Genomic DNA, 9,555 nt, shown 5'->3' with positions numbered 1-9,555 from the left:
CGCTCGTGCCCAAGCCTTCCAGGTGTGGCGGAAGGAGACGCGCGCCCAGCTGGCAGCATGAGAGGAACGACAGCCGCGACCGTGCTCGGCGCGAGCATCGGCTCAACAACCTGACAATGCCAGCCGAGCGTCAAGCCGGCGAGTAAAGGGCCCCGAACCAGCGCTTACGGATTTCTGCCGGGCCGAGCAGGTGGATTTCATTCTCGGCGTCGCCACGACCACGACGCTGCGCCGCCATGTCGAGGCCCTGGAGCGCAGCTCCGCGGCCCGGCAGGCCGCCACGGCCGGTCCGGACAAGCTGCGGCGCTACAAGGCATTCCACGACGGCGCCGCCAGCTGGAGCCGGGTCGAGCGCATCATCGCCCGCGTCGAGGCCGGTCCGCAGGGGACCGATACCCGCTTCGTCGTCACCAACCTCGCCGGCGGCGCACCGCGCACGCTATACGAGGATCTCTACTGCCGCCGCGGCCAGGCCGAGAACCACATCAAGTCCTGGAAGACCCACCTGGCCGCCGACCGCACCTCATGCCATCGCGCCAGCGCCAACCAACTGCGCCTGATGCTGCATACCGGCGCCTATTGGCTGATGTGGTCGCTGCGCCGCCTGATGCCGGCACGGTCGTCCTGGCGCGTCGCCCAGTTCGACACGCTGCGGCTGCGCTTGCTGAAGCTCGCCGCCCGCGTCGTCGCCTGGAAAACCAAGGTGCTGATCCATCTGCCCAGCGCCTGTCTCGATCACGCCATCCTGCGGCTTGCGCTCGAACGCCTGCCGCGGCTGGTCATCTGAACTCCGGGGCGATGTCGCCCCGACCGAGCCCGCCACCGCAGCCCCAAGCCTCGCAATCAGCAACCCCGCTGCCAGCCTCATAGCCGGCGCGCTGTCCGCATGCCCGCACAACCGGGCCGTGCAGGCGAAAAAGCCAGATCAAGCCGCGCAGAGCCCCTGCTGAATTTTTCGGGCTAAGGAGTCGTTGCGATGGAGCAAGTCGTCATGGGCCTTCGCTCGATCGTTCTTCTGCCTCTGGCATATTGCCTCAGCTGCTCCCTGAAGCGCCCTCCAGCAGGACCGAGACGCGCTCCCCGAGTTGCTCTGCCGTCACCGGTTTGCGAAGCAGAGAGAAGCTACCACTGAGCGCACCACCAATTGCCATTTCCGCTGCATTGCCGGCAAAGCCGGTAAGCAGGATCGCGCGTAGCCCTGGCCGGCGGCGCTGCGCCTCGCGAATGACCGTAACTCCGTCCATACCCGGCATGGACAGGTCGGTGACGAGAATGTCCACGTTGTCACCAGCGTCGAGCAAGGAAAGCGCTGCCGGTCCACCATCGGCGAGGAGGACTGAAAAGCCCAAGCCCTCCAGGCCTTCTGCCGTGAGCTCACGCACAAGGGGCTCGTCATCGACGAGGAGGATCGTGGCTCGGTAGCCCGTTGCTGCCGGCGTCGCTGAGTTTGTCCTGCCTGGGATGGCTGCCGCGACGTCGGTGGCGACTGGGAACCAGAGCGAGACAGCAGTACCCCGACCTGGCTCGGTTGAGATGTCGAGAGCTCCGCCGGATTGTTCGGCGAAACCGCGTGCCATGGCCAGACCGAGCCCCGTGCCCTTGCCTTGGGGCTTGGTCGTGAAGAAGGGCTCCGTGGCGCGAGCCAGAACCTCCGGCGCCATGCCGCCGCCCGTGTCGGAAACGGAGACGCGAATATAACGTCCGGTCTTGAGCGTTCCGGCCAGTGCCAACCGCCTGTCCTGCCGCGGCGCGTCCAATTCAGCCGCGAGCGTCAGGACGCCGCTACCATTCATGGCGTCGCGGGCGTTGGTGCCGAGATTGACGAGCACCGTCTCGAGCTGGCCCTTGTCGGCGAGCATCGGCGGCAAACCAGATGGTGCTTCTACGCGTACGCCGACGCCGGCACCGAGCGTGTGGGTAAAGATCTCACGCATGTCGGCGAGGAGCGCTGCGGTGTCCACCGCCTCCGTGCGGAGATCGGCCCGCCGCCCAAAGGCGAGCAGGCGGCGGGTGACCGCCGAGCCGCGCTCGGCCGCCTCGAACACCATGCGCGCCACGCGCCGGACCCCGTTCGGGTCATGGGGCCGCTTCTCGATCAGGCTCGCACCTCCCTGCACCGCCTGCAGGACATTGTTGAAGTCGTGCGCGATGCCGCCCGCGAGCTGGCCCAGCGCCTCGATGCGCTGAGCCTGCGCCAGCTTGGTGAGCATCTGCCGCTGCTCCGTCACGTCGCGCGATGAGCCCAGGATCATCTCAATCCGTCCCGAGACCGGATCCCGGACGGGGACGAGCGTGGTCTCCCAGAGCTTCCGCCCGGCCGGGAGGTCGGGCTGCTCCTCGTAGGAGATAGCCGCGCCGGCTTCCAAGCAGCGGCGGTAGTTGGCCTCCAGCGCGAGGGCGGTCTCGGGCGGGAAGGCCTCGGCGGGGGTTTTACCGCGCAGGTCGGCACTGCGCAGACCCGTGGTGCGTTCATGCATCGGGTTGAGGCCCTCGAACACGAAGCGCCCATCCTCCGTGACCTGCAGAGCGAAGAGGTGATCCGTGCCGTGCTCGAACCAGGCGCCCAAGCGCGCGCCGAGGCGCGCGACCTCTCCCTCGCGCTCTTGAGCAAGGCGGGTGAGAAGCTCGGCCGTCTGGCGCTGCACGTCCACATCGGCACAGACCACCAGAGCGCCGGTCAGGGTTCCACCAGCATTCCGGATCGGCGCGCCCGTCATCCTGATCCAGCGCCGGACGCCGTCGCCGCAGGCGTAGTGTACCTCGAGCTCGGCGGGCTGTCCGGTGGCCAGCACCTGCGCAAGCGGGTATTCACGCCCCTGTACCCGGCCGCCATCGGCGTGGTAACTCTCCCACTCGTCGTACGCGTCAAGCGCGGCGGAGCGCCTGAGAGAATGGCGGAAAAGCCGCTCCACACCCCGATTGCCGAACAGGATCCGCCCTGACGGCGCCTCGGCCAGCATCACCGCGACGGGCACGTTATCGAGCACCGCCACGAGTTGTGCCTCGCTTTCCCGCAGCGCGGTCTCGGCGCGCTTACGCTCGTCGATGCCCTCCACCACACCGGACCAGCCGATCAGCCGACCGCGGTCATCCCGGACCGGTACGCCGCGGGCGCGGACCCAGAGCCACACCTCTCCTCGTGTCTTCACTCGGAAATCGACATCGACCGGCGTCACCGTCCGCACCGCCGCGCGCCAAGCCGCCACGGCCGCTGGCAAGTCATCGGGGTGCACCGCGGCACCCCAGCCATCGCCCTTCAGAGCTTCGGCGGATTGGCCGGTGAGGATCTCCCACCCCCTGCTCTCGAGAATGAAGCCGTCCGGCGCCGCGCGCCAATGGGCCGTGGTCCCCGTTTCGGCGAGGGCGCGGTAATATCGCTCGTTCGTCGTAAGGGCCTGCACAGCGCGCGTGCGCTCCATCACCGCGCGCCGCCGGTCGTCGATGTCGCGGAGCGACACCGTAGCGCCCCCGCCGGAAACGGGATAAACATCAATCTCGATCCAACGGCCCATCACGGCCGATAGATCACAAAGGTGGGTCTCCTGCCCGCACCGGACGCCTTGCTCTACTGCCTGCCAAGCCACGCTACCAGCCACAGCGGGCAGAACATCTACCAGCACCTGTCCGACGATCTGCTCGGCGGCTACGCCCCAGATCTCGAGGGCTCGCCTGCTTGCGAAGCGAACGCGCCCCGCTGGGTCCAGCCCGTAGAGCGCCTCCCCGAGCCGATCGAGGGTCTCAGCACTCCATTCTTCGACCGACCGAACCGGCCGATCGGTACCCTTCTGGCGTTCCATATCTTCGTCAGCAGCATTCCGTGTCAAAGCGGCCGACGTCTATCGGGCTGAGTACGGGTGCTGCTGCCTCAACGAATCATGTCAGGCGAGAATACCGGCCGCGGGTGCAAGTGTCTCGCTTATTTCCACACTACTGGTACGAAAGGAGAAGCAGCTTGGCGAGGGACTTCTGCCAACTGCGCTTTTCGGCGCAGGCCCGTGGCGTTCCACTTGGCCTGGACCCGTGCCCTGCCGACATCGTGTTGCATGGGTCGACGGTCTGGTCGCATTGATCCCAGCCCGCGTTTGAGATCATGCGATGCGGAGGTATTCCGGCCGCCCCAGCTCGAGCATGCGGTTCAGCACGTCAGCAGCGATCGCCACCTCGGTCGCCTGACGGCCATCAGTTTGTGAGCGTAGTCCATCACCGATGACACACTTCCAGCGAGAGATGTCGGCCTCGATCAAAGCGCGATCATTGTAGCCCGATGCCCGCTGCCAACCCATGCGGCCGCGCTCAGCGATAATCTGCAGATGGCAGTCCCTCTGTGTCGGTGCGGTCTCCACGGCGTCGCTCGACACCGTGTTCGCACGTGGCGGCACGATCACGGCCGCTTCGGGGTGCCGCGTCGTGACCGCAGCGTAAACATCATCTCGGTCGTACGCGCCGTCCGCGGTGAAGGACGCGACCGGCCCCTCGACCTTCTCGAGCAAGGCGCCGACCTGCCCGCCATCGTCAGCATCCTTGTCGGTCAGCAGCGCCGCGACGATCCGCCCCGTGTCGGCGTCGGTGGCAAGGTGCAGCTTGCGCCAGCCACGGCGCCGCTTGCTGCCATGCTTCTCGACCAGCCACTCGCCGGGCCCACACAGCTTCAGCCCCGTGCTGTCCACCAGCAGGTGCACGGTCTCGCTGTCTGCCTTTGGCCGCAGCACCTCCAGCGTCTCGGCCCGACGGCTGAGGGTTGTGTGGTCCGGCACCGGCAGATCGAGGTCGAGCAGCTGCAGGACGGAGCTGATCAATCCTTCGGTCTGCCGCAAGGGAAGGCGGGACACCGCGCGCAGGGTCAGGGCGGTGGTGATGGCCAGGTCCGAGTAGCAGGGCTGCCCGCCACGGGTGGTGCACGGCGCCCCGCGCCACGCCTCGATCGCCTCAGCCGTGAACCAGACGGTGAGGCTGCCACGAGCCCGAAGGCCGGCGTCGTACTCACCCCAGTTCTTCACCCGGTGCTGCTGGGCCGGAATGTGGTGCCGGCGATCGGCATTGACCTTGAACGGCACGGCGGGCTCCCCCAATCGAGGGCTTGCCCCCGCCCGAACCTACTCGACGCCGCTCGATCCGACGATCCCTGCACCAAAATGCAGCACTGCGCAAAATTACACAGCTTGGCCGAAACTAATGCTGATCGTGTCAATTCTACAATATAAACCACGAGGCCGATGGCAAAGCTGTATTTCCTCCCGTCCAATGCTCGAGCAAAATCTCCATTTCTGGCTGCAAATCTGCATCAGTGTTAAGTTGTACTACGTAGTTGCTAATAGCCGTATTGCCGCCATGGATTTCCTGACCTCTGGTATCCAGCGCCATCAGCAAGATCTGACCAGGGGCACTGAATGCGGCGCCGGCTTTACTTGTTCCTATGAATACAAAGTTTTGATCGCCAGCGATAGCTGTATTGGCGTCTACAGCATTAACATTGATTTTGCTATTTTCGGAGTGAAACCAGACTATAGTATCTCGATTACCAACCCCAACACCAGTGTCACCATCATCGTAGACAAACACAGCGTTGTCGGATTGCAGGCGATCTGCTCCAGTCCCACCGTTGATGATGCCTTCGCCACGAATGGTGTCGTTACCAGCACCGCCCAACATGGTGTCAGGGGCGTTCAGGCCGCCTACGATGGAATCGTTACCCAAGCCCCCGTCCAAATAATCTGATCCATAACTCCCGTTCAAGGTATCATTGCCTACCTCTCCGAGAAGAGTATCATTTCCAAATGTGCCGCCTGACAGAACATCGTTTCCAGTGCCGCCCAGAACCCAATCGTCGCCATTGTCACCATTCAGTGTATCGTCACCAGCGCCACCATACATGGTGTCGTTACCGTCAAGTCCATTCGCCGAATCGTTTCCATCGAGGAGATTCATAACATCTGCGGCGGAAGTACCCTTTTTGTTGATATCGGGGCCGTTGCTAAAATTCAGTGTCGCCATCTCGAAATATCTCCCTTTTGGAAGCGCACGAAAGCCGACCATGCTTCTGCACTTTATGCAATGTCTATTTAATAGATTAGACGACTTCAGATATCTAATTCTCGGCAGGTATAAAATTTTATACAAATGGCCGTTGCGGCTTGGTTGAGGCTGGCGGACGGAGCACGCAATCCTGGTGGGCTTCTGAACCGCTACAACCGACGCGTTGGTGCTTCAGCATTGGAAGCTTGCCCGTTTGTCTCTAGGTGTGCTCGCTGCGATAGTCGCAGCCGCCGCACCGCTCTCCCTGATGTCTCTGCGCGAGCTTTGAAGAAAGCCATAACGCAAGCTGCGGGCCAACCGTCGGCGGTGGAGCGACGCCTTGCGAGGCGCTCGTTTGATGGAGCAAAGCAAAGTCGCAGCGTGATTTCGCCGCAGACTGGCTATTCTGCGCGACAGCCAACGAATGATGGTGGGTACCATGCTGCTTTCGAATCTCGACCCGGAGCGTCGGCTTGCCGAGCTCGAGCGAGCCGGTACGGCCACGGCGTCGGGCGAGGCGCCGCGGTATTCGTTCCTGACGGCCCAGGGGCAGTCTGCCACGCCCCTGGAGCAGGAGGCGCTCCTCGGGACCAATAACCTCGTCGAGATGAGCTTCCTGGACCGGTGCCGTGTTGTCCGGGAGTGCATAGGGCGCATCCGGGTCCAGGCCGAGGGACGCCGAGGCTGGGCCACCGGCTTCCTTATCGCGCCGGGCCTGCTTCTCACCAACCAACACGTCTTTCCGAACGGGGAAGCGGTCGGCGCCTCCCGCGTGGAGTTCGGCTATTGGTACGACGTCGCCGGTCAGCTGCCGCGCGGCACCGAGGAATTCGCGCTGGACCCGGCCAGCTTCTTCGTTGCCGACGAGGAGCTCGACTTCGCTGTGGTCGCCGTATCGGCCCGGTCGGCCACGGGCAGCGACATCGCGGGTCGCGGACACCTCCGACTGATCCGGCAGACCGGCAAGGTGAAAAAGGGCGAGTTCGTCACCATCCTCCAGCATCCCGATGGCGACCCGATGCGGATCGCGCTGCGCGAGAACGAAGTGACGCGCGTAGAGGACGGCGAGTCGGTCATCTGGTATGCCGCGGACACGGCGCACGGGTCCTCCGGCGCCCCGGTCTTCAACGACAGCCTGCAGCTCGTGGCGCTGCACGCGAGCGGACGCATCCAGCGGGACAGTCGAGGACAGTACGCACGACGTGATGGCACCTGGGCGGAGAGCTTGGAAGGTCTTTCCGAAGGTGATGTTATCTGGGAGGCCAATGTTGGCGTCCGAGTCAGCCGCATCTGCGAGTCCCTGCTGACCCTGGCGCGCCAGCGTTTCCCGACACGGGTCACCACGATTGAGGCCGCGATGGACGGCGGCGACGTGCTGGGTCGCACTGTCGCACGCCTCAAGGATCCAGTCGCGGCTTTTCAGCCCGCCACGGCCCCCACCCCCGAGGAGACAGAGGCTATGGCTGACAGGACGACGCAGCCCGGCGCCGGGATGATCGGCACGGCGTTAGGCAATGACGGGGGCGGCGTGGTGGTGCCGCTCAGGCTCCGCGTCACCCTGGAGCCCGGCGCTATCGCGGTGTCTCCCGCAATGTCCCCCGAACCATCTCGCGCCGCTCTGCCGGTGCTCCGGATCGAGGAGGAGGCGTTCGAGCTGCGGACGCCTGTCGTCTATGACGGGCTCGAGGAGCGTAAGGGGTTCGACTCGCATTTCCTTGAGTTGCCGGGTGGCAAGTCGGTGCCGGTGCCAAAAGTGACTGCGGCGGGCCGGAAGGTGCTCGCGCCCCTGCTGGACGGCTCGGGTGCCGAGCTGAAGTACCGCCATTTCTCGGTTTGGATGCACCGCGAGCGTCGGTTGGCACTCTTCACCGCCGCGAACGTGGACTGGCGGAAGCGCCGCAAGACCGTTGAAGGGAAATCCACAGCGCGCAAAGCGCTCGCAGGCTTCCCGCCGGAGTCGAACTTCGCCGAGCTTTGGGTGGACGACCCGCGGATCGACGCCCGCCACCAGCTGCCGGACGCCTTCTACAGCGAAGACCGCGGCGCCTTCGACAAAGGCCATATCGTCCGCCGTGACGACGTCTGTTGGGGATCTACCTATGAGGAGATTCAGATGGCAAATGGAGACACCTTTCACGTCACCAACTGCTCCCCCCAAGTCAAACCGTTCAACCAGGGGGCACATGGTGAGGAGAACTGGGGCGATCTTGAGGACTACATCGAGAAGGCGACCAAGCAGGACGCGGAGAAGGCGTGCGTCTTCGCGGGACCGATCTTCGGCCCGGACGATCGCTGGTTCCGTGGGAAGGATGAGGCAGGCCCAGCGCGCATTCAGATCCCCCGCCGGTTCTGGAAGCTTGTCGTCGTCGCAGGCGAAGGGGGCCCCGCCGCATACGGCTTCCTGCTGGAGCAGGACGTCCGGTCGATCACGGAGAAGGAGTTCTACGTCACCGACGAGTGGCTCGGGGCGCTGAAGCCGATCGGGGAGATCGCGTCGCTGCTCAGGGGATGGTTGGACCTGAGCGCCGTGGAGGCGTGCGACCAACACGGCGCCGTGGTTGGAAGTTAGAGCACTTTGAGGTTGCACGGAATCGCGGGTTCTGATTCGACGCTGATGATGCAGCGTCGAGGCGACGATGACGGCACCCTTGTCTGCGGACCTTCGGCGGCGGCTGGTTCGCGCGATTGAGGCGGGCAGTTCGGCGCGGGAGGCGGCGCGGCGCTTTGAGGTGAGCCCCTCGGCGGCGATCAAGCTGATGCAGCGGCTGCGGGAGACGGGCAGCGCGGCGCCGGCGAGGATCGGCGGCTACCGGAGGCCCCTGCTGGCCGGGCATGACGCCCTGCTGCGTGAACTGACTGCGGCCAAGCCGGGCATCACGCTGGCCGAGATCCAGACGGAGCTCACCGGCCGCGGCATTCAGGCCGGCTCACTGTCCACTGTCTGGTCGACGCTGCGCCGGCTCGGCCTGCGGCACAAAAAAAGTCGCTGAGGGCCGCTGAGCAGGACCGGCCGGACATCGCCGACCGGCGCGATCAATGGCGGGTATGGCAGCGCTACATGGATCCGGCGCGCTTCGTGTTCCTCGTATGCGTCAGCTGACGCCGGTGGGTTGATGGCTTGGCCTGAAGTTCCAGGGCAGCAGTTCGTCTATGCGGGTGATGGGATGACCGTTTGCGAGGCGGTCGAGCACGGACGCGATGTAGGCTTCCGGGTTGAGGCCGTTCAGCTTGGCGGTTTCGGCGATGGTGTGGATGATCGCGGCCCGCTGCCCGCCGGCATCGCTGCCAACGAATAGATAGTTCTTGCGCGTGACAGCTATCCCCCTGAGCTGCCGCTCGGCGAGGTTGTTGTCGATCGAGAGCCTGCCGTCCTCGATGTAGCGCGACAGCGCGTCCCAGCGGTTCAGCGCATACTGCAGCGCGGCATTGTCAGGTTGTTGAGCCGATGCTCGCGCCGAGCACGGTCGCGGCTGTCGTTCCTCTCATGCTGCCAGCTGGGCGCGCGTCTCCTTCCGCCACACCTGGAAGGCTTGGGCACGAGCG

The 9,555-nt window shown here is 64.9% G+C and carries 5 protein-coding genes and 2 pseudogenes; 3 read left to right on the top strand and 4 right to left on the bottom strand.

The window, feature by feature from the left end:
* Positions 1-157: 157 nt before the first annotated feature.
* Positions 158-787, top strand: a pseudogene (locus E2C05_RS24385) (transposase); the annotation flags it as partial.
* A 247-nt stretch (positions 788-1,034) separates the two neighbouring features.
* Here the strand turns inward: E2C05_RS24385 and E2C05_RS24380 are convergent.
* From E2C05_RS24380 to E2C05_RS24370, 3 genes are all read right to left on the bottom strand, one after another.
* Positions 1,035-3,797: a PAS domain-containing hybrid sensor histidine kinase/response regulator gene (locus tag E2C05_RS24380; protein ID WP_133222246.1), complete on the bottom strand. Its 2,763-nt coding sequence runs from the start codon at positions 3,795-3,797 to the stop codon at positions 1,035-1,037.
* 291 nt (positions 3,798-4,088) lie between these two features.
* Positions 4,089-5,054 carry an IS5 family transposase gene (locus E2C05_RS24375; RefSeq protein WP_133222245.1) on the bottom strand — a complete coding sequence of 322 codons (966 nt, stop codon included), beginning with the start codon at positions 5,052-5,054 and terminating at the stop codon, positions 4,089-4,091.
* A 136-nt stretch (positions 5,055-5,190) separates the two neighbouring features.
* Entirely contained in the window at positions 5,191-5,991 is an 801-nt protein-coding gene (locus E2C05_RS24370; protein ID WP_158292346.1) for a calcium-binding protein, read from the bottom strand.
* A 460-nt stretch (positions 5,992-6,451) separates the two neighbouring features.
* Here E2C05_RS24370 and E2C05_RS24365 point away from each other — a divergent pair, with 460 nt between their 5' ends.
* Positions 6,452-8,581: a DNA/RNA non-specific endonuclease gene (locus E2C05_RS24365; RefSeq protein ID WP_158292345.1), complete on the top strand. Its 2,130-nt coding sequence runs from the start codon at positions 6,452-6,454 to the stop codon at positions 8,579-8,581.
* A 67-nt stretch (positions 8,582-8,648) separates the two neighbouring features.
* A complete protein-coding gene (locus E2C05_RS24360; protein WP_133222242.1) occupies positions 8,649-9,002 on the top strand; it encodes a hypothetical protein in 354 nt (117 codons plus the stop codon).
* A gap of 102 nt (positions 9,003-9,104) precedes the next feature.
* On the opposite strand, the pseudogene E2C05_RS24355 reads toward E2C05_RS24360, so the two are convergent.
* Positions 9,105-9,458 (bottom strand): annotated as a pseudogene (locus E2C05_RS24355) (IS66 family transposase); the annotation flags it as partial.
* Between the last annotated feature and the right edge of the window lie 97 nt (positions 9,459-9,555).

It is taken from the genome of Paracraurococcus ruber (assembly GCF_004353985.1).
GTDB lineage: Bacteria > Pseudomonadota > Alphaproteobacteria > Acetobacterales > Acetobacteraceae > Paracraurococcus > Paracraurococcus ruber.
The sequence above is the reverse complement of the archived record's forward strand: the minus strand, read 5'-3'. Positions and strand labels throughout refer to the sequence as shown.